This window comes from Planomonospora sp. ID82291, assembly GCF_015711645.1.
GTDB lineage: Bacteria > Actinomycetota > Actinomycetes > Streptosporangiales > Streptosporangiaceae > Planomonospora.
Map to the genome: position 1 here is coordinate 768014 of NZ_JABTEX010000004.1, position 26784 is coordinate 794797.

A 26784-nucleotide genomic window follows, 5' to 3' on the forward strand; every position below is an offset into this window, starting at 1 on the left:
GCGGTGCCCGCCGCTGGAGCGGTGCCCGCCGCTGGAGCGGTGCCCGCCGCCGCGCAGGCCGGGCCCGCCGGCGGGCCCGGTGGCTTCGGGTGCGGGTGCGGGTGCGGTCAGAGGCTCTTCCACCGGGGCGTGTCGTCGGTGTCCCACTCCAGCCGGTCGACCACGTCGACCACCCCGTGCACCCGCTGGACCAGCCGGGTCACGAGATGGGCGTCGCTGCGGAGCCGCATGCGCCCGGTCAGGGTGACGATCCCGCGGTCGACGGTGGCGGTCGCGTCGTTCGGACCGGACCACAGGGGCCGCTGCAGGATGTCCCGGTTCACCTCCTCGGCGATCTCGGCGTCGTCCCGGACGAAGACCCTCAGCAGGTCCTGGCGGCTGACGATGCCCTCCAGCCGCCCCTCGGCGTCCACGACCGGCAGGCGCTTGACCCCGTGCTCGTCCATGAGCCGCATCGCGGAGACGATCGAGGCCTGCGAGCGGATCGTGACCGCCGGGGCGGTCATCAGCTCGGCCGCGGTGTCCCCGACGGCCTTGCGCCGGCTGTCCTCCCGGCCGCCGAGCCGGTGCCGGAGCCGGACGCGCAGCGGCGGCTGGTACCCCTCCCGGTAGTACTGCTCCTTGAACTCCTCCTTGCGGAGCAGGTCGGCCTCGGAGACGACGCCGAGGACGTGGCCCTCGCCGTCCACGACCGGGACCGCGCTCACCTCGTGGTTGATCAGCACCTCGGCCACGTCCTTGAACGGCGTGCAGCCGTTGACGGACGTCACATCGGTGGTCATCACATCCTGGACCTTGACGTGCATCCTTCCGCCTCCTCACGGATCCGTCCCGGTCACGGAGCCGTCCCGCGCGGCGGGAGGGCCGTACGACCGGTTCCCCTGGAACCTTCCCGATATCCCCCGCATCTTCATTCCACCGCGGGGGAGGTTCCGAAGCCAGAGGACCGAAGTCCTCGCCCACGAGGCCCATCGCCCACTGCGGCCCGTACCGCGACGGAGTCGAATGGGGGTGGACCCCCCGAGGAGGACGAGATGACATCGCATGCGGACATGACCCCGAACACGGACCCGGCGGCGCACGCGGACGCGGCGGCGCACACGGGCGCGGCGGCGCACGTGGTGGTCGGCACGGACGGCTCACCGGCCTCGACGGCCGCGGTCGCCTGGGCCGCCGAGGACGCCGCGCGGCGCGGATGCGCCCTGCGGATCGTCCACGTGTGCGAACCCTGGGCCCTGGACATCCCGCTGGACACGCCGCCCGGCTTCCGCGACTCGGTCGGCGAGCACTGCCGCGAGGTCGTCGAGGTGGCGCAGGACGTGGCCCGCGGCGTCGCGCCGGGGATCGAGGTGAGCACCGTGCTGGCGTCCGGCCGGGTGGCCGAGGCGCTGCGGCGCGAGGCCGCGGGCGCCGAGCAGATCGTGGTCGGCAGCCGGGGCCTCGGCGGGTTCGCCGGCCTGGTGCTGGGCTCGGTCTCGCTCGCGGTGGCCGGGCACGTGGCGGTGCCCGTCGTGGTGGCCAGGAACGTGCCGGAGGAGACCAAGGGCCGGATCGTGGTGGGGTTCGACGGCTCCGAGCACTCGGCCGCCGCCCTGGCGTACGCCTTCGCCGAGGCCGTACGGCGCGGCGCGGCCCTGCACGCGGTGCACAGCTGGCACATGCCCGTCCTGGGATCGGGCGCCACCGTCTACCCGCCGCTCGTCGAGGACCTGTCCATCGCCGAGCGGCAGGTCGCCGAGGAGACGCTCCTGCCCTGGCTGGAGAAGTACCCGCAGGTGGAGGTGGACCGGACGGTGGTCTGCGGCCACCCGGTCCTGACCCTCTGCGACGCCTCGCAGGACGCCGACCTCATCGTCGTCGGATCGCGGGGCCTGGGCACGTTCGGCTCGGCCGTCCTGGGCTCGATCAGCCACGGAGTGCTGCACCACGCCCACTGCCCCGTCGCGGTGGTGCGCGCCCAGGGGGGAGTGTGACGTCCTAGGGTGTGATGGATCAAGGAGAAGGAGGACGTCGTGATCCTGGTGGGAGTCGACGGCTCGAAGGCCGGTCTGGACGCGGTGGGCTGGGCGGTGCGGGAGGCCGGGCTGCGGGGGACCGGGCTGCGCGTCGTGCACGTCATGCCGGAGTGGGCGTTCGGGATGCCCGAGGACGTCCCCCACGCCGACGTGGGCCGGTGGATGCGCGACGGCGCCGCCGAGACGCTGACGCAGGCGGTGGAGCGGGCCCGCCAGGAGGGCCGGCCCGTCGAGGTGGAGTCCCGGCTGCTGCCCGGCGACCCGCGGCTCGGCCTGATCGAGGCCGCGCGGGAGGCCGAGCTCCTGGTGGTCGGCAGCCACGGCCTGGGCGGTTTCCGGGGGATGCTGCTCGGCTCCGTCGCGCTGGGCGTGGCCGGGCACACCCCCTGCCCGGTGGCCGTGGTGCGCGCGCTCCCGGCGGCTCCGGGCGGGCGCGTGCTGGTCGGCGTCGACGGTTCTCCCGGCGGCGGTGACGCCCTCGACCTCGCCTTCGCCGAGGCGTCCCTTCGGGGTGCGGAACTGCACGCGGTCCACGCCTGGAGCGGGCCCGTCATCGAGGGCTCGCCCCGGCTGCTCGCGTCCGCCGAGGAGGCGGAGGGGGACGAGCGCCGCGTCCTGGCCGAGGCCCTGGCCGGCCGGCGCGAACGCCACCCGGAGGTCGAGGTCGTCGCGCAGGCGGTGCACGGGCATCCGGTGGAGGTGCTGAAGGAGGCCTCGGCCGACGCGGATCTGCTGGTCGTGGGATCGCGCGGGCGCGGCGACCTGAGCGGGCTGCTGCTGGGCTCGGTGAGCCATTCGCTGCTGCACCACGCCGCCTGCCCGCTGGTCATCGTCCCGCCGCGGCGCGAGCGCGGCTGACGGCCGGCGGGGCCGGAGATCCCCCGGGGGACGACCCCGGGGGATCTCAGGCGTCCCCGGCCGGAGGCTGGAGGATCCGGCCGTGCCGGTCGCGGGCCTTGAGCCGCACGGTCGGCATCCCGGGCGCGGGCAGCGGCTCGGCCGCGCAGCCGGTCACCGCGCCGAAGCGGCGGCCGGACATCCAGTCGTCCCGGGCCTGCGCGATCTCCTCGTGGGAGCGGCCGACGAAGTTCCACCACATCACCAGCGGCTCGTCGAACGGCTCACCGCCGAGCACGAACAGCCGCGCCGGGCCCTCGGCGTCGACGGCGACCTCGGCGCGGCCCTGCCCGAGGTACAGCAGGGCTCCCGGAGCCAGGTCCACCCCGGCCACCCGGGCGGCGCCGGACATGACCAGGACGGCGGTCTCGAACGCGGGATCGAGCGGCAGGGCCCGGCGCCCGCCGGCGGCCAGCAGCACCTCGGCCCCCAGCAGCGGGCTGTGCACCCGCGCAGGGGAGCGTGCGGAGGCGAGCTCGCCGACCACGACGGTGACGGTCCCGTCCCCGCCCTCCCCGTCGGCCAGCACCGGCAGGGCGGGGTGGTGCTCGAAGCGCGGCTCGCCGTGCCGGGCGTGCTCGGGCAGCGCCACCCACAGCTGCAGCCCGTGCATGCCCGGCGGGTGATCGGGCGGCGACTGCTCCGAATGGGCGATGCCGTGCCCGGAGGTCATCAGGTTCAGCCGCCCCGGCGTGATCGTCTGGTCGCTGCCCAGGCTGTCGCGGTGCACGATCTCGCCCTCGACGAGCCAGGTGACGGTCTGCAGGCCGGTGTGCGGGTGCGGCGGCACCTGCATGCCGGGCCGGCCGGTGACGTCCTGGGGGCCGAAGTGGTCGGCGAAGCACCAGGCGCCGACCATCCGGCGCGGCCGTTGCGGCAGCAGGCGGCGCACCGTGGTGTAGCGGCCCAGCGGCACGTCGTGGCCGGGCAGCAGCACGCTGCCGGGCTCGGCCGTCTCGGCGACGGCGCAGCCGTACACGGTCCGGTCGGGTTCGCTCATGGGGTGACTGTATGCCGTCCTCCGGCCGGCCGGTCGGCCGTGTCGCGGTAGGGGCCGCCGACTTTCCTGAACCGGTTATTCTCCTGCCCGCCAGTCGGTTCGCTGACGAACCCCTTCTCTGCTGGGGCAGAGCGGATCATTCCCGGCGTCACCTCATTGACATCGTTGTCATATGGATCGTAGATTCTCTGTGCTTATCCGGTTAATCACCTCGCGCATGATCTCGGAGGACACAGTGAGCAAGCGCCTGCCCGCCGCGGGCCCGGCCTCCGGGGCCGGGCCGTGACCGTCCTGGCCGTGGACATCGGCGGCACCAAGTTCGCCGCCGCCGCGGTGTCCGCCGACGGCACGGTGGTGACGCGCGCCGAGGTCCCCCTCAAGGACCGGGCCCGCCCGGAGGAGGCGCTGCTGGAGGTGGTCGGCCGCGTCACCGACCGGGTGCCCGCCGCCCGGCTGGAGGGCGTCGGCGTCGGCTCGGCCGGCCCGCTCGACCCGCGGGCCGGCACCGTCAGCCCGGTCAACATCCCGGCCTGGCGGGACTTCCCGCTGCTGGAGGTCCTCGGCCGGCTGGTCCCCGGCCGCCCCGTACGGCTGGCGGGCGACGGCCAGTGCATGGCGCTGGGGGAGTGGTGGCGAGGGCTGCCGGAGGAGGAGCCGGCCCGGGCGGTGCTCGGCATGGTCGTCTCCACCGGCGTGGGCGGCGGCTTCGTCTTCGACGGCGTCCCCTACCTCGGCCCGACCGGCAACGCCGGGCACATCGGCCACATCACCGCCGACCCGGACGGCGGGCCGTGCCCGTGCGGGGCCGCCGGCTGCGTGGAGACCGTCGCCAGCGGACCGAGCATGGTGCGCTGGGCCCGGGCGAACGGCTGGACCGGCGACGACGCCCGGCTCCTGGCCGCCGACGCGTGCGCCGGGGGCGCCGTCGCCGGGCTGGCGTTCCGACGGGCCGCCGACGCGCTGGCCACCGCGATCCTGACCGCCGCGGCCCTGGTCGACCTCGACCGCGTCGTCATCGGGGGAGGCGTGGCCGCCGCCGGACCGGTCCTGCTGGACCCCCTCCGGCAGGCCGTCGCCCGCAACGCCGGACTCGGCTTCCTGCACCGCCTGCGGGTGGAGGCCACCTCCCTGGGCCGTGACGCCGGCCTGCTCGGCGCCGCCGCCCTGGTCCTGTCCCCGTCCCGCCCCGGGACCCGCCCGGCGCCCGGCGGGGCTCAGGCGCGCGGACCGGAGAACGGGGCTCAGGCCCGCGGGACGGAGAGCGGCGCTCCGGTCCGTGAACCGAGGAGCACCGCATGCACCTGATGACCAACCCCGTCAAGGACTACGCCTGGGGATCGCGCACCGACATCGCGGGCCTCACCGGACGGCCCGTGCCCGCCCCCGGCCCGGAGGCGGAGATGTGGCTCGGCGCGCATCCCGCCGGTCCGTCGCTGCTGTCCGGAGACGGGCGCTCGCTGGCCGACGCCATCGCCGCCGACCCCCTCGGGCACCTGGGCGAGGACACGCTCGCCCGGTTCGGGGCGCGCCTGCCGTACCTGATGAAGCTCATCGCGGTCGCCCGGCCCCTCTCGCTGCAGGTGCACCCCTCCGCGGAGCAGGCGGCCGACGGCCACGCCCGGGGCGTCTACGGCGACCCCTGGCCCAAGCCGGAGCTGGTGTGCGCGCTCACGCCGTTCACCGCGCTGGCCGGGTTCCGCCCTCCGGAGCAGGCCGCGATGCTCGTCGACCGGCTGGGCGTGCCCGCGCTGGCGGAGACCGCGGCGCTGCTGCGGCGGGGCGCCCCGCTCGACGCCCTGCGCGCCCTGCTGGAAGGCGACCGCGCCACCGGGCGGATCGTCTGGGCGGCCTCCTCGGTGCACCATCCCGACTACGCGCTGGTGGTCCGGCTGGCCCGGCAGTACCCCGGCGACCCCGCCTGCCTGGCCCCGCTGCTGCTGCGGCGGCACGAACTCGCCCCCGGGCAGGCGCTCTTCCTGGGCGCGGGCGTGCTCCACTGCTACCTCACGGGGTTCGGGGTCGAGATCATGGGCAGCTCCGACAACGTCATGCGGGCCGGGCTCACCCCCAAGCCGCTCGACGTCCCCGAACTGCTGCGCGTCACCGACCCGGCCGCCGCCCCCCTGCCGGTGGCGGCCCGCGACGGCCTGTACGCCACGCCGTCCCCGGAGTTCCGGCTCCGGCGGCTGACCGGGACGGGGGAGCACCGGCTGGCGGGCGGGACGCCCCGCATCCTGCTGTGCACCGAGGGCACGGCGGAGGCCGGTCCCCTCCGGCTGGCGGCGGGGGAGTCCGCCTTCGTCCCGGCCGCCGGGGGAAGCGTCACCGTGACCACCGCGGGCACCGTGTTCTGCGCGGAGCCGGGAGCGGGACCGGACGCGGGAGCGGGACCGGACGCGGGAGCGGGACCGGACGCGGGAGCGGGACCGCGAGCCGCCGGGCCGTCCTGAGGACGCGCGGGGCGGGTCAGGCCGGGGACGGCGGGAACGGATGAAGATAATCGGGCCGTTCCCGCTCGGCGTGTCGATCCGCGGCCGTCCCGTTCGACCCAGGAGTGAGGGGGTCGAGAGGCGGTCCCGCAGTCAAGGAGGTCGGAGATGGCGAAGTACATGCTGATCCTGCGAGGCACCGACGAGTCCGTCGCGGAGATGACGGAGATGCCCTTCGAGCAGATGCTGGAGACCATGGGCCGCTTCAACGACGAGCTGATCCGGGCCGGCGTGCTCGTCGCCGCCGAGGGCCTGGAGGATCCGGCCCAGGGCGTGGTGGTCGACTTCAGCGGCGAGACGCCGGTGGTCACCGACGGCCCCTACGGCGAGACGAAGGAACTGTTCGGTGGCTTCTACATCATCGACGTGGCCTCGAAGGAGGAGGCGGTCGAGTGGGCCCGGCGGATCCCGGCGATCACCGGCTCCAAGTGCGAGATCCGACGCGTGCCGGGCATCGACGAGTTCCCGCAGGACAACGAGTGGATCGCCAGGGAGCGGGCGTGGCGCGAGCGGACCGGTCAGCTGTGAGCTCCGCGGCCGGCGGCCCGCCGTGCACCGAGTCGGCGCGGCGGGCCGTCGAGGCCGTCTGGCGGATCGAGTCCGCCCGGATCGTCGGCGCGCTGGCCCGCTACACCGGCGACTTCGCGCTCGCCGAGGACGTCGCCCAGGAGGCGGTGGCGGAGGCGCTCGTGACCTGGTCGCGCGCGGGCGCGCCGGAGAGCCCGGTGGGCTGGCTGCTGGCGACCGCGCGCCGGCGCGCCGTCGACGCCTTCCGCCGCCGGTCGGCACTCGACGAGCGCTACGCCGCGCTGGCCGGCCGGCTCGCCGAGGGGGAGGCGAGCTCCGGCGCGGCGGCCCCGCCGGACCGGCCGGACGACCCGCCGTGGGACCCCGACCGGATCGACGACGACGTCCTGGCGCTGATGTTCACGGCCTGCCACCCGGTGCTCGCACCCGAGGCGCGGGTGGCCCTGACCCTGCGCGTGGTCGGCGGTCTGTCGAGCGAGGAGATCGCCCGGGGGTTCCTCGTGCCCGTGCCGACCGTCCAGGCGCGGATCACGCGGGCGAAGAAGACGATCGCCGCGGCGAAGGTGCCGTTCGAGCTGCCGCCGGCCGGGGAGCGGCGCGAGCGGCTCGGCGGCGTGTTGAGCGTGCTGTACGTGATCTTCACGGAGGGGTCGACGGCGACCAGCGGTGACCGCCTGCTGCGCTCCGATCTCGCCTACGAGGCGGTCCGGCTGGCCCGGACGCTGGTCGCGCTGCTGCCCGACGAACCGGAGACGCACGGCCTGCTCGCCCTGTTCGAGCTGACGGCCGCGCGCTTCCCCGCCCGCGTCGGGCCCGGCGGCGAGGCGGTGCTCCTGGAGGACCAGGACCGGCGGCTGTGGGACCGGTCGGCGATCCGCCGGGGCCTGGCCGCGCTCGGCCGCGCCTCGGCCGCCGGACGCGGCCTGGGGCCGTACGGGCTGCAGGCGGCGATCGCCGCCTGCCACGCGTCGGCGACCTCGGTGCCGGAGACCGACTGGGAGCGCATCGTGCTCCTGTACGAGGCGCTCGGCCGGGTGGCCCCCTCACCCGTCGTCGAGCTCAACCGGGCCGTCGCCGTCGCGATGGCGGACGGGCCGGACCGGGCGCTGTCCATGGTGGACGAGCTGGCCGTCTCCGGCCGCCTGGCCGGATCGCACCTGCTGCCGGGCGTGCGGGGCGAGCTGCTGGCCCGTCTCGGCCGGGTCGCCGAGGCGCGGGCGGAGCTGGAGCTCGCCGCCCGGCTGTGCCGCAACGTCCGCGAACGGTCGGTGCTGCTGCGCAGGGCGGCCGCGCTGACCTGAGCGGGGCCCCGGGCCCCGGGCCGGGGCGCGGGCCGGAAGTCTGCGTATTTGTACGTGGTCGGCGGGGCCTGCGCCTGCGACCCTCGTGCGCGGCGGCCGCACCCGATCGCGCGCCGCCGTACACGAGGGTGACCCGGGGCGGGAGCGTCGATGGGCGAGGCACAGGAGCGGGTCCCGCTCGCGGACAGGGCGGTGTTCGGCACCGCGGACCTCGACGAGGCCCGCGAGCAGGTGGCCCGGGTGTTCTGCCCGCACCGGCTGGAGCTGACCGGCCGGGCCTCGCCGCTGGCCGCCCGGCTCAACTCCGCGCAGCCGGGCTCCGTCCGGGTGAACTACCTCGACTACGGCGCGGACGTGCGCATCGAGCCCGGAGCGCTGGAGTCCTTCTTCCTGGTGCAGATCCCGCTCGCCGGGCGCAGCCTGATCCGGTGCGGCGGGCAGGAGATCGTCTCGACGCCCGGACTGGCCTCGCTGCCCTCGCCGACGGAGCATCTGGACATGCGCTGGGCGGCGGGCTGCCCGCAGCTGATCGTCAAGTTCGACCGGCCCGCCGTCGAGGAGGCGCTGGAGCGCATGCTCGGCCGGCGGCCCGACCGGCCCGTGGTCTTCGATCTGGGCGTGGACATGACGGCGGGCTGGGCGCGGGGCTGGCGGTCGATGGTCGACCTGCTCGTCGCGGCGGCGGAGTGCGACGACGGGCTCGCCGCGCAGCCGCTCGCGATCGCCCATCTGGAGGGCGCCCTGCTCACCTCGCTGCTCACCATGCAGCCGTCGAACCACCGGGACCTGCTGAACGAGCCGCGGCCCGCGGCCGTGCCCAAGGTGGTGCGCCGGGCCATGGAGTTCATCGAGGGCCACGCCCACGAGCCGCTGACGACCGGCGACGTCGCGCGCGCCGTGGCGGTCAGCGGCCGCTCGCTCCAGGAGGGGTTCCGCCGCCACCTCGGGCTGACCCCGATGACCTACCTCAGGGACGTGCGGCTGAGCCGCGTCCACGACGAGCTGGCGGCCGGCGACCCCGCCCGGTGCACCGTGACGGGGGTGGCCGCGCGCTGGGGCTTCCTGCACCAGGGGCGCTTCGCCGCCGCCTACCGCGCCCGGTACGGCCAGGCTCCGTCGCAGACGCTGCGCGGCGGCTTCGGCGGGGGCCGCGATGACGTCCTGACGCTTTAGGGCGCGTATCGGGTTGTGATCAATTGCGGGGATTCGTCCTCATATCGAGGTCTGATCCGGTATACCGCCGGACGTGACACGCGCGCAACCGACGGACGAGGAGTGGGAGTTCATCGGGCCGTACCTGCCGATCCGCAGGTATGGCCCGTACCCCGAGCGGCTGCGGCAGCGGTTCGAGGGCGTGATCTGGCGGTTTCGGACGGGTGGGCAGTGGCGGGAGATGCCGAAGGAGTTCGGCGCCTGGCCGACCGTCCACAACCGCTTCCGGCAGTGGAGGGACGCGGGCGTCTTCGAAGCGCTGCTGGAAGGCCTGATCGCGGAAGCCGCCGCACGCGGCGAGGTGGACCTGTCCCTGGTCAGTGTGGACTCCACCACCGCCCGGGCGCACCACGACGCCGCTGGGATGCACCTCGACCCAGATGTCATCGCCGCGCTGGAGAAGGCGGCCGAACAGGACAGGGCCCGGCAAAAGGGGGCGACCGGGAAGGACGACAAGAGCAGAACGTCGGAAACGATCCCGAAGCGGAAAAGCGGCGACGTATCCGGCGGCGGCGGAAGCTCCGGCTGAAAGCCGCCCTGCTCGGACGGTCCAGGGGCGGGCAGACCAGCAAGGTCCATCTGGCCGCCGGCCGCAGATGCCGCCCGCTGGCGTTCGTCGTGACCGCGGGGCAGGCCGCCGACAGCCCGCAGTTCATCCCGGTGCTGAAGAAAGTACGCGTCCGGGTGCCCGTCGGCCGTCCCCGCACCCGGCCCGGCGCGGTCGCTGGAGACAAGGCCTACTCCTCCCGCGGAAATCGCACTTACCTGCGGAAACGCCGCATCAAGGTGGTCATCCCGGAGAAGAGGGGCCAGGTCGCCAATCGGAAGAAGACGGGCAGCAGAGGCGGTCGGCCCGTCGGCCGCGACGCCGACCTGTACAAGGAGCGGAACACCGTCGAGCGGTTGATCAACAAGCTGAAGGCCTGGCGAGGCATCGCCACCCGCTACGACAAGACCCCTGCGAGCTACCTCGCCGGCCTCCACCTTCGCGCCGCGATGATCCGGGTCAAAGACCTCGCCCGGACCACCTCTTGATCACAACCAAATACACGCCCTAACGCCGTTGGCCGTTCGGTTGCTGCTCAAGGGCCGCGGACCATGTCGTCCAGCGTGGTGAAGTAGATGGTGAAGCCGGCGCGGCAGGCGGCGACCGCCAGCGCCACGGCGATGTGGGTCTTGCCGACTCCGGGCGGGCCGAGCAGGGCAGCGTTGGCCTTGGCCTTGGCCTCGACGAAGGCGAGTGTGGCCAGGTCACGGACCCGGCGCGGGTCGAGTTCGGGCTGGTAGGAGAAGTCGTATCCGTCGATGGTCTTGTGGTGCGGCATCTTGAGTGGGGGTTCCCCCAAGGCCGGGTAGTTAAGGCGCTCGTGGCGCTGTCAAGCACGTAAGTTCCTGGGACATGGGAACGGAGATCCAGTAGACAGGTGATCTTCCACAACCATCCGTCGAAGGACTGGATCTCCGTTGATCACCGAGTCTGCCAGGACCGTTACCCTCAGCGCTACCGACACAGGCCACTCACCCCGCCCCGCGACCGATGCGGTATTCGCTCCCGGACACCTGGGCGAGTTAACCACCCTCGCGCCCTTCGAACTCGTCGATGCCATCCTTGACGAGACGCGCACCGTGCAGCGGCGCCTGCGCGAGCTGCCCTCGTGTGTCGGGGTCTACTTCCTGCTGGCGATGTGCCTGTTCCCCGAGGTCGGCTACCAGCTGGTCTGGCGGAAGATGACCGCAGGACTGACCGGCCTCGCGGTGGCGATGCCCACCGCCAAAGCCCTGCGCGACCTGCGCCGCAGGGTCGGTAGCGCGCCGATGCGCCGCCTGTTCGAGGTACTGCGCGGGCCGCTGGCCCAGCCCAGAACTCCGGGAGTGAGGTTCGGGCCCTACCGCACGGTCTCCTTCGACGGCTGCAGCTCCCTGAAAGCTCCCGACACCGATCGCAACCGGGCCTGGCTCGGTTCCGCCGGCCACGGCGGCTACCCCTTGGTAGAGCTGATGACGCTGGTGGAGACCGGAACCCGCGCCCTGATCGGTGCGATCTTCGGTCCCACCAGCCAGGGCGAGACCGGTTACGCCCGGCGCCTGCTGCACCTGCTTCGGCCGGACATGCTGGTGCTGTGGGACAAGGGCTTCGACGGCAACGACTTCCTCGCCCAGGTGACCGCCACCGGCGCACAGGTGCTGGGCCGCGTGCGCAGCAACCGGAGCACCCCGGTCCTGCTGCACCTGCGCCACGGCAGCTACCTGACAATGATCGGCACGGTCAAAGTGCGGATCATCGACGCGCAGATCGCTGTGACCTGCGCTGACGGAACCGCCTTCACTGGCTCCTACCGGCTGGCCACCACCTTGACCGACGCCCGCCGCTACCCGGCCGCCACCCTGACCGGCCTCTACCACCAGCGGTGGGAGCACGAATCGGCGTACTACGCGTTGCGCCACACCCTCATGAACGGGCGTATCCTGCGCTCCGGCGACCCCGCCGGACTCGAGCAGGAGATGTGGTCGGTCCTCACGCTCTACCAACTGCTGCGCATGGCGATGGTCGACGCCGCCGAGTCCCGGCCCGGCACCGACCCGGACCGCTGCGCCTTCACCATCGCCCTGCACAGCGCCCGTGACCAGGTGGTCCAAGCCGCCGGCGTGACCGGTGACGCCGCCGTGCCGGTCGGAGTCATTGCACGTGCCGTCCTGTCCGGGCTCCTTCCGGCCCGCCGCCCACGGGTAAGCACCCGCAAGGTCAAATCTCCTATCTCCCGCTACAACGAACGGCTCGACGACGGCAGGCCGGACCGCAGCCGTGTCGTCACCGCCCTGGCCATCACCGTCCTGCACCCTCCCCCCGACCTGCCTGCTGCTTCCCGAGACGAGCGGCCCATCGCCCGGGTCGACCGTCGCAGACAGCACGAGGTCCTCGCCCTGCTCCATCAAGAGCCCGGCCGGCCCTGGCGGGCTCGCGACATCGCCCGCCATCTCGGCGATGTCACCTTGAACACCATGTATCGGCAGCTGTCCCGATGGGCTGACAACCAACTCATCCGCAAGATCGGACCTGGTGTCTATGTCGCCGGGCCGGTCTCCCCAGCGCTCTTGCCGACAGCCCAGAAACCTTAACTACCCGGCCTTGGGGGAACCCCCGCCTGGACCCGGCTCCTGGGACTGCACGACGATGCGGGGCTTGCCCGAGCAGAGCCGCAGACCCTGCGTTACTGCCTGTGGCACCTGCCCGCACGGCTGATCTCCCATGCCCGACGACGAACCCTGAAGATCAGCTCCACCTGGCCCTGGAAGAACGCCTTCCTGACCTGCTGGCAGCGCCTGAGCGCCTTGCCGGCGCCCACTTGACCGGCATGAACGCATCCCATCGATCCCGAGAGGAGTAACCCCGGTCCCATCGCGGCCGTGGAACCGCCGTCCGCCCGAGCGTATCGGGCAGGCCGCTGTGCCACCCGCCCGCAGCGAACGGGACGATCAGGCGGAAACCTCCACCAGCCGAAACTGATCAGGAGGGACGTCCACCCCGTGAGTCATCGAGGTTAAGCATCTCATCGAAGACATGCATCCATGGTCCTTTTTTGTTGATTGCCCGCGCAGCCGCCTCTGCTATAGGGGGAGAATATGATTTGGGACTTCGCAGTTTATCGGATTCCATAAGAGTTACAGGCCCAATAATTTTCCCAAATGCATCCTGTATGCATTCGCCTTGCCCTTCAACTGAAACTCTAAATTTAGGAATGATTAAATCTGAAGGGCTTGGAAGATTTCCTACGATCTTCCATTTTCCATTCCTAATGAATGTATCCATGGTCTCAAATATGAGAGTTGGAGTGTTTGGGTTAATCTTATCCAAGAATGGCTCCGTTAAGTCTGACGCGATATTATGAAATATGGACAGAATAATATTGTGCTGCAGTTTTCTTGCTACCTGTCCAAAGGTAAAATATTCCTCTTCGATCAATATGGCTAGAATGTCCCCTTCTCTGTATCTAATCAACAAACATCACCTCCTGCATTCTTGTACCTTTTGTCGTTCATTTGTCGCCTGTCGTTAGATAGGGCGCTTCCGGGATCCTTCCGGGATCCTCCGCCAGCCCTGATCCAGCTTTCCTCAAGCACATCCAGGTCAACACCAGGTTTGGCGCGCCCTAAGACCTCAAAGGTAAAGAGTGAATTCGGATGCTTCTTAGCGTGCTCTTTCTGTCGCTTTTGGTAGCGTTCCGGGCTCTTCGCTTGACCAACGTACTCCTCTCCTGTGATGAGATCGGTGCGTAGATACACAATGCCGTCAGGGCCAGGTGAAGGAGGGGCATTGTGAGCCAGAATGGCCTGGCTTCCGGCGAGCACATGGTAGGTGTGCGGTCCGTCGACCGTCAGGTTGTGGACACGCTGGCCGGTCGTCCATGTCTTGATCGCGGTGATCTGTACATGGGTGCCGGCCGAGGTGCGCAGCCACATGCCGGGCTGCAGTTGTCCTGCGGGTACCCATTCGCGGAGCACGGGTACCCAGAAGGGGTGGTTGTCGGTGGCGATGAGGTCGTTGCCGTCGTCGTGGGCGCCCATGGTGATCTGGACGAGGGTCTTGGTGCCTTCGCTCTCGATCAGTGCGGTGACGGTTCTTGGACCTGTTTGGCCGGTTTCGGGGTCGGTGGCGATCACTTGGTCGCCGACCTCGACGTCCTCGATCGGCTTTCGTGTCCCATCGGCCATCAGCACCAGGGTGCCGGGGACGAAACTGCTGCGCTTGCATGCCTTACCGGCGTCGCCTGCCTTGTCGATCAGCTTGCCGATCTTGCCGATCTTGCCGATCGGGACGACACCGGCGCCAGCCATGATGCAGTCCCACAGGGACGGGTTGGTCACGCAGTTGACCGCGTCACCGATGGTGAGATCGCAGATGAGGATATCGGCGCAGATTTCACCAATACTTGACGGAGGGGGGTCGTCTCCGCCGGGTTTCTCGGGGCAGCTGTCGGGATCTATCGCGTAACAGGTGATCCCGCCGCCACCGCCGCCGCCACCGCCGCCACCGCTGCTGACGGGGCCGCCGATCGGGGTTCCTACGTGACCGGTGTAGCTACCGTTACACGGTCCGGTCTGACACTGACGGTCGATTTCTTCCTGTGACGGGCCCGGGTCCTCAGTGACGCTGATGGGGTCGTTAATGAACGATGGGCTTTTGGGATCGAAACCGGGAACGTAAGGCTTTGACTTCGGCGGCTTCGGCGCCGGGTTATCCGTTGGATTCGGTCTTCTGTAGTTGTTGCTATTCCGGCATGGGTTAGGTGTGGGAGCGCCGCCGGTCGGTGCTTTATGGGTGGTCCGGGTTGCGCTGCCAGGAGGGGTTTTAGGCTTTGTAGGTTTCTTTGGGCAGCTAGGATCCTGCGGAGTTTCACAGGGAGGATTCCCCTTGGGGAAATATTTAACGGGATCAGGGGGGCAAGTTACGGCTTTGCCGTTAGCGTTCCTGCAAGTATCATCCTGTACATGTTCCATGCAGTCCGGATGCCACCAGTCCGACGCGAAAATGCCACACCAACCTGGCGGTGGCGCATGTCCGCTGGGATCTGTGTGAATGAGTGGGCTGCCGTTGCCGTAGGTGTAGCGGTTGCCTTGGATTGACGGGCTGGGCTCCAGGGTCCAGTCGTCGCGGGAGGCGAAGCCGCCGGTGCCGGGCTGGTACCAGCGGGCGTGCATGTTGACCTTGCCGGTGTCCGGGTCGGTGTACTCGCCCTGATATCCCAGGGAGCGCTTGGTTCCGGAAGAGTGGGTGACCTTGCCGAACGGATCGTAGGCACTCGAGTCGACCACGGCGGTGCCGGAGAAGGTGGCGACCACGTCGCCGTGCCGGTCGCTCATCACGCCGAGGGCGGGGTCGGTGCCTTCTTTCAGGCTGAGCAGGCCGCCGAAGGGGTCGCGGCCGTAGGTGGCGTGCACGGTGCCGGCGCCGTCGGTGACGGCGGCGATGTCGTTGCTGAGGCCGGAGTAGACGAACCGCTGCTGGGCGTCGGCCTTGACCCGGGAGGTCATCCGGCCCAGGGCGTCGTAGCCGTAGCTGGTCTCGCCGTCGGTGATGAGCTGGTCGAAGGCGTTGAAGACGAGGTTCTTCGTGGTCCCGTTGGTGGTCTCGGTCGCCAGCGTGCCGCGGGGGGTGTAGGTGTAGTCGGTGCCCGCGCCGGAGGTCAACCGGTTGCGCTCGTCGTAGACGAACGTCTCGGTCCCGGCTTTGGTGCGGTTGCCGGCGTCGTCCCAGGCGTAGTCGACGGTCTTGCCGTCGGGGCCGGTCCAGGAGGTCAGGCGTCCGGCGTGGTCGTAGCCGTAGGCGTGGGTGCCGGCGCCGGCGGTGCCGGAGGTGGTCTTGGTGGTGAGGTTGTCGTCCTTGTCCCACCCGTAGCCGATCTTCGATAGCTCGGTGCCGCCGCTGTTCTTCAGGGTGTGGGAGGTGAGCCGGTCGACGGCGTCGTAGCCGTAGGACTGGCTGGTGGCGACAGAACCGGTCGAGGTGAGGCTGGTGAGCCGGTCGGCCTTGTCGTAGCCGTAGGCGAACGTGCTGCCGGTCACCGGGTCGGTGGCGGTCTTCAGGCGGCTGCCGTCGTCCCAGGTGTAGGCGGCGGTACCGGTCGGATCGACGCGCTGGATGGGGTTGCCGAGGGCGTCGTAGGCGTAGGCGGCGACCTGGGTGCCGGCCTTGGTCAGCTTGGTCAGCAGGCCGCGGTCGTTGTATTCGAGGCCGTAGTCGCCGATCGCGGTGGGCCGGTCGGTCGTGTCGTAGGTAACGGTGCGTTCGGGGGTGTCGACGGCGGCGCCGGTGCCGGTCTGCTTGACCATGCGGTTGAGGTGGTCGAAGGTGCGGTCGATGCGCACGCCGCCGGGCTGCAGGGTGGTGGTGGTGTTGCCGGCCGCGTCGTAGAGGTTGGTCCAGGTGCGGTCGGCGGCGTCCGGGTGGGCGGTGGTGGCGGGTTCGGTGACGGATTCGACCAGGCCGAGGCTGTTGTAGGTGGTCCAGGTGGCGTTGCCGCGGCCGTCGGTCAAACGGGTGCGGGCGCCGGTGGCGTCGTAGCCGAACGTGGTGGTGATCGACTTGTCGGTCGTGACCGGTTCGATCAGCTTCGTCGCCCGTCCGAGGGCGTCGAATTCGCGCCGGGTGGTGTGGCCTTCGCCGGAGGTGCGGCTGATCGGGTTGCCCGCCGGGTCGTAGCCGAAGCCGATCGTGCGCACGACCGCGCCGGAGGCGTCCAGGTCTTTTGCGGTGGTCTGACGGCCGGCCAGGTCGTAGGCGGCTTCGGTGGCGTTGCCCAGTGCGTCGGTCACCTTCGCCGGGCGGCCCAGTGCGTCGTAGGCGAAGGTGGATTTGTTGCGGTTGGGGTCGGTGACCTCGATGAGCTGTCCGGCGGCGTTGACCGTGTAGTCGGTGGTCTTGCTGCCGGGTGCGACGGTCTTGGTGAGGTTGCCCGCGGTGTCGTAGGTGTAGGCGGTGGTCAGGGCGGCGGTGGTGGGTTTGCGCTCGATCTGCGTCTGGGTGATCATCCGGCCCAGGTCGTCGTAGGTCGCCGTGGTGCGCCCGCCGGTCGGGTCGGCGGCGGCCAGTCGCTCGCCGAGCAGGTCGTATTCGGAGATCCAGGTGCCGCCCGGTCCGGACGGGCCGGGATCGGTGATGCGTACCGGGTTGCCGAGGGCGTCGTAGTCGGTGGAGGTGACGAAGCCGCGCGGGTCGGTGACCGTGGTGATGCGGCCGGCCGCGTCGTAGGCGAGGGTGGTCTTCGACTCGACCGGCGCGGTCTGGGCCGGGGCGCTCGCCGCGGCGGCCGGGGCGGCGGTGGCCAGGGCGCGGACCTGCTCACCGGTCAGGGCCTTGGCGTAGGCGCGGACCTCGTCCAGGGTGCCGCGGAAGGAGTGCTGGTAGGCGCCGGCGAGCTTGCTGCGGCCGATCAGGAATCCGCCGCCGGCGTTCCAGGTGCTGGTGTAGTCGCCCTCGGCGACGAGTTCCCCGTCCTCGTACAGGCGGAGTTTGCGAGCCTGCGCGTCGTAGACGCCGGTCAGGTGCGTCCAGGTGTTGAGCTTGGCGGTCCGGGAGGAGATGGCCTTGGTGTCGGTCGAGCCGGTGGTGTCGCTGGTGTAGGCGACCATCCGCCATTTCTTGTCCCCGGAGGAGTACTCTCCACACCCGGGCGGCCGCCGTTCAGGGGCGCTCCTTCCGCCGGACCCGGCTTCCTGGTAACGGCGGGGCCACCTTCACCGCCGGCGTCCGCGGGATAATCGTCCGATGGACGATCTCGCGGGTTTCCTGCGCACCCGCCGCTCCCGGGTCGACCCGGCCGGAGCAGGCATCCCGGTCGACGGCCGCCGCCGGGTCCAGGGGCTGCGCCGCGAAGAGGTCGCGCACCTGTCCGGGGTGAGCGTCGACTACTACATCCGCCTGGAGCAGGGCCGCGCCACGCAGCCCTCGGAGCAGGTGCTCGACGCGCTCGCGCGGGTCCTCGGGCTCGACGACACCGAACGCGGGCACCTGTACCGGCTGGCCCGGCAGCGGCGCCGGAAGGCGAAGTCGCCCACCGGGCGGCTGCGCCCGGAACCGCTGCGGGTCCTGGGACTGATCACCGACGCGCCCGCGCTCATCGTCGACCACCGCCTCGACGCCGCCGCCGGCAACCGCCTCGCCGAGCTGCTGTACGGCCGCCCCGTCAAAGGCCTGAACACGGCCCGGCACATCTTCCTGGAGGAGGCCGAGCGCGGCCTGTACGCCGACTGGGAGCAGTGCACCCTCGACGTGGTCGGGCACCTGCGCCTGGCGGCCGGCAAGTATCCCGAGGATCCGCGGCTGGCCTCGTTGATAGGGGAGCTGGCGATGGGCAGCGAGCGCTTCCGGCGCCTGTGGGCCCGCGCGGACGTGCGCGCGCGGACGCACGGGCGCAAGGCGTACCGGCATCCCCTGGTCGGGGAACTGGAACTGCATCAGGAGAACTTCACGCTGCCGGATGGATCAGGCATGGAGCTGCTGGTGCTCTCGGCGGCCCCCGGCAGCCCTTCCGCGGACGCCCTGCGGCTCCTGGCCGGCCTGGACGCCGGCGGCGAGGTGTTGCCTGAGGGTGAGGCGGTATCGGGCATCGCCGAGGGGGGCGCGGGCCGGGTCGACGACGGGGGCAGGAGCAATCGTCAATACCCGTGGATCAAGACCTTCTAGGCTGCCGCGGATGAGGGCCGCTCGCCGGGCGGGGGAACTGCCCCAGCGCCGGGACGACGTCGTCGGAGGACAGGCCGTGCAGGTACAGCAGCGGCAGAACCTCGGCTGCCTCCCCAGCCGACGTTGGCGCGTCGCCCGTGTGGCTGAGGTGGTCGAGTAGGCGCGGCCGTTCAGGGCCCAGGGCCGCGGCATCGGGTGGATCGCCGCCAAGACCGGCGTTCCTGAGACCTCCCTGCACCCTGCCCGGCTCTCACGCCGGCCTGCTGCGGCCTGTCGGCCGGGAACTGGCTTGCCGGGTTGCCCCGTCTTCGCCGGCGGCCTGCCTCGAACGGGAAAGATGATCTTTCCGATTTGACCACTTTCCGTTCTTTATCTGCTACTTATGTGGATCTTGCATACGAACGCGGTGAATGTGTAGCTTGTGATCGTTTGCTTGCTGATCACTCTGAACCGCTGATCCCGGCCTCCGCCGGAGGGACCGACGGGGTGGGGTAGCGACGGCGCAGGCCGTCGCGCTGGCTGGTTCGGAGGGTGACGGCGTATGCGTCGCAGTCTGTCGTGGTCGCGTTCGGCTGCCCGCAGGGCTTACGTGACGGCGGCACTCGCCGTGGTGATAGCCCCGGGCTTGCTGACACTGCAGGCCACCCCCGTGACCGCTGCCATCCAACCGGCCGCAGCCAACCCCGGCAGCTTGACGCTTCCCGTCCAGCTGAGCGGTTCGGCGGCCGGTCTGCCGTCCCTGGTGCCGACCAAGGCCACCACGGCGTCGGCGGTGCTGCCGGCACCAGCCCTGACCGCGCCTCGGATCACGGGCGCGCTGCAAGTGGAGAAACGCTCCTTTTCAGTCACACGACAGAGCGCGTCCGTAGCAGGCCTGCAGCAGGTACAGCGGGAGGGCACCGTCGCACGGTCGGCGGCGACCGTGTGGTGCGATGACTACCCGTTCTGGGATTCCACCAAGCGCTACAGCTACGGCGACATGGTCCGCTGGGGCTCAGAGCTGTGGAAGGTGACGGGCTTCAACAGCCAGGTCGGCTCGCCGCCCGACTGGGACCGCTCCTGGACCAGCCAGGGCGCGTGCTCGTTCCACCAGTCCCCATCGGTGAGCCTCATTCTTCCGGCCGACGACATGCTGCTGGAGACGCGCACCCCGATGCTGGAGGCCTACGGCACCAGCAACGACTCCTACACCATCCCGGTCACCTACAGCTTCACCATCTGTGACACCGAGGCGATGAGCGGGAGCGGCTGCACCTCCTCGGGGACGAGCGCCAGCAGGTTCTGGAAGGTCCCGGCCGGAAAGCTGGCCTGGAGCAAGCAGTACTGGTGGGCGGTGACCGTCACCGATACCGGCAACGGCATGAAGACGACGTCGGCCAAGCGTTCCCTGACCACCGGGGTGCGCCAGCCGGTGATCGGCTCGCAGCTGGCCTCCGGTGGTGTGGGCGGCCAGGAAGTCAACCCGCTGGTGGGCAACTACACCACCGCCGCCACCGACCTGTCGGTCGCGGCTGCGGGCCCACCCCTGTCGGTGACGCGTTCCTACAACAGCATGGACGCCCGTACCGACGGGATCTTCGGCGCGGGCTGGTCGACCCGCTGGGACATGCGGCTCGTGCGTGAGGTGCGCGGGGACCTGGTCACCGCGCTGATCACCTACCCGGACGGACGCCGGGTGCGGTTCGCCGCCAACGGCGACGGCAGCTTCCAGCCGCCGCCGGGCATGTACGCCACCCTCGCCGAACAGACCGGCGGCGGCTGGCGGCTGATGGACAAATCCGCCACCTCGTACCTCTTCGATGCGCTGGGCCGGGTCACGAAGATCACCGACGCGCACGGCCGTGCCCAGGACCTCGTCTACAACACCGACGGCAAGCTGGAGAAGGTGACCGCGACCGGGGGCCGGTCGCTGACGTTCACCTGGAACGGCGCGCACGTGGCCAGCGTGTCCAGCGACCCGGTCGACGGCAAGGCCATCACCTGGACCTACCACTACGAGGGCGACCGGCTGACCGGCGTGTGCGCGCCGGTCACCGCCCCCAACTGCACCCGGTACGCCTACGACAGCGGCTCGCAGTACCGCGGCCTCGTCCAGGACGCCGAACCGTACGGGTACTGGCGGCTGGGTGAAGCGTCCGGCTCGGTCGCAGCCGATCTCGGCTCCGGTGCCGGTCCCGCCTCTTACGAGGGCCGCAGCACGGGCGACAACGTCGCCTACGGCAAGCCCGGCGCGCTGGCCGCCAGCCCCGACACCGCGGTGGAGCTGACCGGCTCGGTGGTGAACCTGCCGGATTATGCGCTGGCGAACCTGGGCGAGCACGCCTCGGTGGAGCTGTGGTTCAAGACCGCCGCCTCCGGCACGCTGCTGGCGGCCTCGGTAAGCGCCGGCGGTCTGCGCGACAAGCCGATGCTGTATGTCGGTACCGACGGCAAGCTGTACGGCTCCTACGGAGCGTCCGCCACGCCGATGGCCTCGGCAGCCGCGGTCACCGACAACGCCTGGCACCACGTGACCCTGACCATCGCCGGACAGGCGCAGGCGTTGTACTTGGACGGCAAGCAGATCGGCACGCTGAGCCAGAAAGTCGACACCTGGCGCCCGTACGCCGAGGTCGGCCACGGCCTGATCACCCGCGGTTCGGCACCGGGCCTGCCGACCGGCACCGGCACCCAGGAGTTCGGTTTCCGCGGCCAACTCGACGAGCTCGCGATCTACGGCAAGCCGCTCACGGCCGCCGAAGTCGGCTCCCACTACGCCGCGCGGGCCGAGGCGCCGCACAAGATGACGACGGTCACCCTGCCCTCCGGCCGGGTGAACACGACCGTCGCCTACGACTCCGGCACCGAGCGCGTCACCGCCTACACCGACGCCCACGGCGGCACCTGGAAACTCGCCGCGCCGCAGTATGACGCGGAGACGGGCAAGTCGACGGTGACGGTCACCGACCCCGACACCGGCACCCTGACCTTCGTGCACGACGCCTGGCGCGGGGACCGGCTGGTGGCGCAGACCGACCAGCTCGGCAAGACCACCGCATTCGACTACGACACCGCCGGCTTCCTGGCCAAGACCACCGACCGCAACGGCAACACCATCAAGCAGGTCAACGACGCGCGCGGCAACGTCACCGCGATCACCACCTGCCGCACCTCCGGTAGCTGCCAGACCCGCAGACAGTCGTTCCACCTCAACAAAGACGATCCGTTCGACCCCCGCAACGACCGGGTGACCGCCAGCCGGGACGCGCGCTCGTCCAGCGCGACCGACAACACCTACGCCACCACCTTCGACTACACCGCCAAGGGCGATACGGCGAAGGTGACCAGTTCGGCGACGCCGGACTTCCCCGACGGCCGCTCGGCGACCGCAACCTACACCGACGGCAGCGAGCCCGCCGTCGGCGGCGGAACCACGCCGGCCGGTCTGGTGAAGTCGAGCAAGAACCCCAAGGGCCAGGAGAGCACCTACCGCTACACCGCGGCCGGGGACCTGGCCGAGGAGACCACCCGATCCGGCCTGAAGATCACCTACGAGTGGGACGCGCTGGGCCGGCTGCTGGCCCGTACCGAGGTCTCGGCCGCCCACCCGGACGGGGTGACCGCTCGGGTCACCTACGACGGTGCGGGCCGGATACTGACCGGCACCGCACCCGGGGTGAAGAACGAGATCACTGGAAAGACCCACACCGTCCGCACGGTCCACGCCTACGACGCCGACGGCAACCAGACGAGCGAGACGGTCACCGACCTGACCGGCGGCGATGCCGAGCGCACCACCAGCTACACCTACGACGCCCGCGGCCGCGTCGAGACGGTCACCGGCCCCGACGGAGCCGTGTCCCGCACCACCTGGAACCACACCGGCGCCCAGACCAGCGTCACCGACCCGCTGGGCACCGTCACCGCCATGGCCTACACCAAGCGCGGCGAGCTGGCCTCGCGCACGCTGAAGAACTGGACCGGCAGTCCCGTCAACCCGCAAGCACCCAAGGACGTGGTGCTGGAGTCCTTCGCCTACGACCCCGAGGGCCGCCTGGCCACCCGGGCCGACGCGATGGGCCGCACCACCGCCTACACCTACTTCGGCGACAACCTGCCCTCCCAGGTCATCGCCAAGAGCGCCCGGCTCAACGGCTCGACCACGCCCGCCGACGTGGTGCTGCAGGCCAGCACCTACGACGCGGCCGGTAACCTGACCAAGCAGGTCACCGGCGGCGGCAAGACCACCGTCGCATCCGTCTACGACGCGGCCGGCCGCCTGACCTCGACCACGCTGGATCCCGGCGGCCTGGCGCGCACCACCACCTACGCCTACGACGCGGCCGGCAACGTGGTCAAGAAGACCTCCACCGGCGCGGGCGGCGGCCCGGCCGCAACGGTCGCATACGGCTACGACACCGCCGACCGAATGGTCCGCCAAAGCGTCGGCAACGGCGATACCGACCTGGTCTCCACCTGGCGCTACGACGAGCGGGGGCTGCTGGTCAAGCAGACCGACCCGCGAGGCAACGCCTCCGGCGCGGACGCCGAAGCGTTCACCACGGCGATCCGCTACGACGCGCTGGGCCGGCTGGTGGAGGCCACCGCGCCGAAGGTGGCGATCGAGGAGAACGGCTCGGCCGCCGACGGCCGGCCGACCACGAAGTACGGCTACAACAGCATGGGCCTGGCCACGCAGGTCGTCGACGCTGAAGACCGGCTGACCACCTCGGTCTTCGACAAGGCCGGGCGGCTGACCACCACGATCCGCGGCGGCGCCACCGCGACCGATCCGCCCGGCCCGGGCGTCCCGGCCGGGTACTGGGCGATGGACGAGGGCTCCGGTACCACGCTGGCCGACGGCTCCGGAGGCAACCGCACCGCCACCGCCACCGGTGCGATCACCTGGGGCGAGGGTAAGCACGGCAAGGCCGTCACCTTCGGCCCCGGCACGCACGCGCTCACCGCCGCTCCGGTGCTGCGCACCGATGAGAGCTACACGGTCTCGGCGTGGGCCTACCTGACCGCGGACGAGCACTCGGCCGTCATCAGCCAGGACGGGGCGGTCAACAGCGGCTTCAAGCTGCAGTACTCCCCCGGCGACAAGAAATGGCGGATGGTCGCCTACACCGCCGACACCGCCGGCTCCACCGACACCAAGGCCATCTCCTCCCGGGCGGCCAAGCTCAACACCTGGACGCACCTGACCGGCGTCTACGACGCCGCCGCCCGCAAGATCCGCCTGTACGAGGACGGCGAACTCGTCGCCGAGAACGACTACACCAGCACCTGGAACGCCGGCGGCGGCCTGCTGATCGGCCGCAGCAAGCTCAGCGGCGCCTACCAGCACTCCTTCCGGGGCACCCTGGACGAGGTCCGCGCCTACGCCAAGGCCCTGACGGCTGAGGAGGTCCGCGCCCTGGCCACGGGCACCCCGGCCGCCGCCCCGGCCGCCGCGGCGAGCGACCCGGCCACCGCGCCGGCCGAGTCGAAGACCACCCTCGCCTACGATGCGGCCGGCCGCATCACCAAGATCACCGACCCGCGCGGTTATGCCACCACGGTCGAATACGACGCCCTGGGCAATCCGGTGCGCAGCACCCTGCCGGGCGCTTCCGGACCGGCAGGGGTGTCGATCGCCGAGTACGACATGCTCGGTGAGCAGCTCGCGACGGTCGACCCGACCGGCGCGCGCACCGAGGCGACCTACGACGATCTGGGCCGGGCCATCACCCGCACGCAGATCGAGCGCAAACCCACCACGACCGCGCTGACCACCACCCTCGTCTACGACACCGCGGGCAACCTGATCAAGGTGGTCGCGCCCGGCAACAAGACCACCGACTACACGGTCAACGCCGCAGGGCAGGTCACCGCAGTCACCGACCCCAACGACAACACCTCCACCACCGCCTACGACGGCCTCGGCCGGGCGATCAAGAGCACCGACGCCCTGGGCAACGCGGTCGAGGCCGTCTACGACGCGGCCGGCCGGCAGACCGCGGCCAAGGATCTGGACGCCTCCGGGAACGTGGTGCGCACGTTCGGGTTCGGCTACGACGCGGTCGGCAATCCGGTCCGCACCACCTCCGCCGAAGGGCACGATACCCGCCGCGAGTTCGACGCCCTCGGACGTTTGACGAAGCTGATCGAGCCGGTCGCGGCCGACAAGGCGATCACCACGACGTTCGGCTACGACGCGGCCGGCGCCCGGACCCGGCTGACCGACGGGCGCGGCCACGCCACCTGGACCGCCTACAACGGCCTCGGCCTGGTCGCATCCGTCACCGAACCGGCCACCACCGCTCACCCGGACGCCGGCGACCGCACCTGGACCCACACCTATGACGCGGCCGGCAACCCCGTCTCCACCCTGCTGCCCGGCGGGGTGCGCATCGACCGCGTCTTCGACCCCTTCGGGCAGGTGACCAAGCAGACCGGCGCCGGCGCCGCCGTCGCCCCCCCCGAACGGAACCTCACCTACGATGCGGCGGGTCGGCCGACCGCGATCGGCGACTACGGCCTGGAGTACAACGACCGCGGACTGCTGGTCAGGGTCACCAAGGCCGGCAGCCAGGTCGCCGCCTACGCCTACGACGCCCTGGGCAACCCGACCCAGCGCGTGGACGGCACCGGCACCGCGGCGTTCACCTGGGACGACGGCAGCCGCCTGAAGACCGCCACCGACCCGGTGACCGGCCGCACCCTGACCTACGGCTACGACAAGGCCGACCGGCTCACCAGCCAGAGCGCCGCGGGCCCGGCCACCGTCCAGAGCTACGGCTACGACGCCCTGGACCGGCTGACCTCGCACACGCTGACCGGCAGCGGCGGCACCGAGCTGTCGAAGATCGCCTACGGGTGGGACAAGGACGACAACCTCACCACCAAGACCACCTCCGGCACCGCCGCAGCCGGCGCCAACACCTACGGCTACGACCACGCCGGGCGCCTGACCTCCTGGACCGCCCCCGATGGCAAGACCGTCGACTACGGCTGGGACGAGGCGGGCAACCGCACCAAGGCCGACGACAAGACGTTCGCCTACGACGAGCGTAACCGGCTGACCTCCGGCGCCGGCATCGACTACACCTACACCCCCCGCGGCACCGTGGCGAGTGAGACCACCGGCGGGAAGACGAAGAACCTGGTCTTCGACGCGTTCGACCGCATGATTTCCGACGGCGAGGCCACCTACGGCTACGACGCCCTGGATCGGATGACGTCGCGCACCAAGGGCGCCGACCAGCAGAAGTTCACCTACTCCGGCCTCAGCAACGACCTCGCCACCGTCACCGACGGCACCGGCGCCGTCCGGGCCAAGTACGGCCGCGACCCGTTCGGCGACCTGGTCAGCCTGTCCGAAGGCGGTGATCCCGCGCTGGGGGTGATGAGCGACCTGCACGGCGACGTGGTGGCGACCTTCTCCGGGACCGCGCTCGCCGACTCGGTGGCCTACGACCCGTTCGGGCAGGTCATCCAGCGCACCGGCATCAAGCGGTCGGTTGGCTATCAGGGTGAGTACACCGATCCCGACAGCGGCAAGGTCAACATGCACGCCCGCTGGTACCAGCCGGGCACCGGCGGCTTCGCCTCCCGCGACAGCGCCACGCTGGCACCGGACCCGTCCGTGCAGGCCAACCGCTACACCTACGGCAACGCCGGCCCGCTGACCAACATCGACCCCAGCGGCCACGAGGCGATCCAGACCGGCGGCACCACCAGCGCCGGAGGCAGCGGCGGAAGCGGTTGGTCCTCCGGCGGCAACGTCATCGACTTCAGCGCCTACTACGACCGGCAGCGCATCGGCTGGGACACGCCCATCGTCCCGTGCAGCGGCCAGGGATGCCTGTATACCTGGCACCAGCCCGGCGGTGACCCGGTGTTCACCGGCACCAGCGATGAAGAGCGCGCGTGGTGGGAGGAGCGCTACGGGGACTTAGCGTGGGCGCCCCAGTTCAAAGACGCGGATGCCAAGAAGTGGAACCTGCTGCCCAACGGCAGGCCCCGGCCGAAAGGCATCAGCGAAGACGAGTTCTGGGGCGCATCAGAGGAAACCCGCCAAAAGTTCCTGGTGATGTACAACGTGAAGCAGATGTACAGCGCCGACGTGACCGACGCGGATATCACCGCCTACTGGCGCAAGATCAACCCCCCGCAGTACCACCTCCCCGCAGGAGGT

The 26784-nt window shown here is 70.9% G+C and carries 16 protein-coding genes and 2 pseudogenes; 12 read left to right on the forward strand and 6 right to left on the reverse strand.

From position 1 onward, the window contains the following. Window positions 1-107: 107 nt before the first annotated feature. Window positions 108-806, reverse strand: a complete 699-nt coding sequence (locus tag HS045_RS27880) for a CBS domain-containing protein (RefSeq protein WP_196454431.1) — start codon at window positions 804-806, stop codon at window positions 108-110. A gap of 246 nt (window positions 807-1052) precedes the next feature. Here HS045_RS27880 and HS045_RS27885 point away from each other — a divergent pair, with 246 nt between their 5' ends. Together HS045_RS27885 and HS045_RS27890 are read left to right on the forward strand one after the other, a co-directional pair. After that, window positions 1053-1973 carry a universal stress protein gene (locus HS045_RS27885; RefSeq protein ID WP_196454432.1) on the forward strand — a complete coding sequence of 307 codons (921 nt, stop codon included), beginning with the start codon at window positions 1053-1055 and terminating at the stop codon, window positions 1971-1973. Window positions 1974-2012: 39 nt separating this feature from the next. Next, window positions 2013-2873: a universal stress protein gene (locus HS045_RS27890; RefSeq protein WP_196454433.1), complete on the forward strand. Its 861-nt coding sequence runs from the start codon at window positions 2013-2015 to the stop codon at window positions 2871-2873. Window positions 2874-2919: 46 nt separating this feature from the next. On the opposite strand, the gene HS045_RS27895 is transcribed toward HS045_RS27890, so the two are convergent. Beyond that, the gene (locus tag HS045_RS27895; protein WP_196454434.1) at window positions 2920-3912 is read right to left on the reverse strand and encodes a pirin family protein; all 993 of its coding nucleotides are present in this window, start codon (window positions 3910-3912) and stop codon (window positions 2920-2922) included. 282 nt (window positions 3913-4194) lie between these two features. Between HS045_RS27895 and HS045_RS27900 the strand changes: the two genes are divergently transcribed. The 6 genes and pseudogenes from HS045_RS27900 (at window position 4195) to HS045_RS27925 (ending at window position 10477) form a co-directional block, all read left to right on the forward strand. After that, on the forward strand, window positions 4195-5217 hold the full coding sequence (locus tag HS045_RS27900) for an ROK family protein (protein WP_196454435.1): 1023 nt from the start codon (window positions 4195-4197) through the stop codon (window positions 5215-5217). Beyond that, on the forward strand, window positions 5208-6362 hold the full coding sequence (gene manA, locus HS045_RS27905) for a mannose-6-phosphate isomerase, class I (protein ID WP_196454436.1): 1155 nt from the start codon (window positions 5208-5210) through the stop codon (window positions 6360-6362). Before HS045_RS27900 ends, manA begins: the two co-directional genes overlap by 10 nt. Before the next feature lie 147 nt (window positions 6363-6509). Continuing rightward, complete coding sequence (locus HS045_RS27910; RefSeq protein WP_196454437.1) at window positions 6510-6929, forward strand: YciI family protein; 420 nt, start codon at window positions 6510-6512, stop codon at window positions 6927-6929. Next, window positions 6926-8230 carry an RNA polymerase sigma factor gene (locus HS045_RS27915; RefSeq protein WP_196454438.1) on the forward strand — a complete coding sequence of 435 codons (1305 nt, stop codon included), beginning with the start codon at window positions 6926-6928 and terminating at the stop codon, window positions 8228-8230. The genes HS045_RS27910 and HS045_RS27915 overlap by 4 nt, the downstream gene beginning before the upstream one ends. Before the next feature lie 150 nt (window positions 8231-8380). After that, the gene (locus HS045_RS27920) at window positions 8381-9403 is read left to right on the forward strand and encodes an AraC family transcriptional regulator (RefSeq protein WP_196454439.1); all 1023 of its coding nucleotides are present in this window, start codon (window positions 8381-8383) and stop codon (window positions 9401-9403) included. A 73-nt stretch (window positions 9404-9476) separates the two neighbouring features. Beyond that, window positions 9477-10477, forward strand: a pseudogene (locus HS045_RS27925) (IS5 family transposase). 47 nt (window positions 10478-10524) lie between these two features. Here HS045_RS27925 and HS045_RS27930 read toward each other — a convergent pair. After that, window positions 10525-10788, reverse strand: coding sequence for an ATP-binding protein (locus HS045_RS27930; RefSeq protein ID WP_196454440.1), 264 nt, complete (start codon window positions 10786-10788; stop codon window positions 10525-10527). Between the two features lie 118 nt (window positions 10789-10906). Between HS045_RS27930 and HS045_RS27935 the strand changes: the two genes are divergently transcribed. Beyond that, on the forward strand, window positions 10907-12559 hold the full coding sequence (locus tag HS045_RS27935; protein WP_196454441.1) for an IS4 family transposase: 1653 nt from the start codon (window positions 10907-10909) through the stop codon (window positions 12557-12559). A gap of 388 nt (window positions 12560-12947) precedes the next feature. Here the strand turns inward: HS045_RS27935 and HS045_RS27945 are convergent, their stop codons facing one another. The 3 genes and pseudogenes from HS045_RS27945 to HS045_RS35630 all read right to left on the reverse strand — a co-directional run. Continuing rightward, window positions 12948-13439 (reverse strand): Imm26 family immunity protein, encoded by a 492-nt coding sequence (locus HS045_RS27945; protein WP_196454442.1) that lies wholly within the window; start codon window positions 13437-13439, stop codon window positions 12948-12950. After that, complete coding sequence (locus tag HS045_RS27950; RefSeq protein WP_255531956.1) at window positions 13436-16969, reverse strand: RHS repeat-associated core domain-containing protein; 3534 nt, start codon at window positions 16967-16969, stop codon at window positions 13436-13438. Before HS045_RS27950 ends, HS045_RS27945 begins: the two co-directional genes overlap by 4 nt. Before the next feature lie 126 nt (window positions 16970-17095). Continuing rightward, window positions 17096-17578: pseudogene (locus HS045_RS35630) on the reverse strand (LamG-like jellyroll fold domain-containing protein); the annotation flags it as partial. Window positions 17579-17705: 127 nt separating this feature from the next. Here HS045_RS35630 and HS045_RS27955 point away from each other — a divergent pair. From HS045_RS27955 to HS045_RS27965, 3 genes are all read left to right on the forward strand, one after another. Next, a complete protein-coding gene (locus tag HS045_RS27955) occupies window positions 17706-18623 on the forward strand; it encodes a helix-turn-helix transcriptional regulator (RefSeq protein ID WP_196454444.1) in 918 nt (305 codons plus the stop codon). 10 nt (window positions 18624-18633) lie between these two features. Beyond that, window positions 18634-18783 (forward strand): hypothetical protein, encoded by a 150-nt coding sequence (locus HS045_RS27960; protein WP_196454445.1) that lies wholly within the window; start codon window positions 18634-18636, stop codon window positions 18781-18783. Window positions 18784-19314: 531 nt separating this feature from the next. Continuing rightward, window positions 19315-26784: LamG-like jellyroll fold domain-containing protein (locus HS045_RS27965; RefSeq protein ID WP_196454446.1), on the forward strand; the 7470-nt coding region annotated here is incomplete at its 3' end.

Coding starts and splice junctions, on each gene's coding strand:
- HS045_RS27960 (WP_196454445.1), top strand. CDS start 18,634: ATGAGGGCCGCTCGCCGGGCGGGGGAACTGCCCCAGCGCCGGGACGAC.
- HS045_RS27885 (WP_196454432.1), top strand. CDS start 1,053: ATGACCCCGAACACGGACCCGGCGGCGCACGCGGACGCGGCGGCGCAC.
- HS045_RS27920 (WP_196454439.1), top strand. CDS start 8,381: ATGGGCGAGGCACAGGAGCGGGTCCCGCTCGCGGACAGGGCGGTGTTC.
- manA (WP_196454436.1), top strand. CDS start 5,208: ATGCACCTGATGACCAACCCCGTCAAGGACTACGCCTGGGGATCGCGC.
- HS045_RS27955 (WP_196454444.1), top strand. CDS start 17,706: ATGGACGATCTCGCGGGTTTCCTGCGCACCCGCCGCTCCCGGGTCGAC.
- HS045_RS27895 (WP_196454434.1), bottom strand. CDS start 3,912: ATGAGCGAACCCGACCGGACCGTGTACGGCTGCGCCGTCGCCGAGACG.
- HS045_RS27880 (WP_196454431.1), bottom strand. CDS start 806: ATGCACGTCAAGGTCCAGGATGTGATGACCACCGATGTGACGTCCGTC.
- HS045_RS27910 (WP_196454437.1), top strand. CDS start 6,510: ATGGCGAAGTACATGCTGATCCTGCGAGGCACCGACGAGTCCGTCGCG.
- HS045_RS27950 (WP_255531956.1), bottom strand. CDS start 16,969: ATGATCACCCAGACGCAGATCGAGCGCAAACCCACCACCGCCGCCCTG.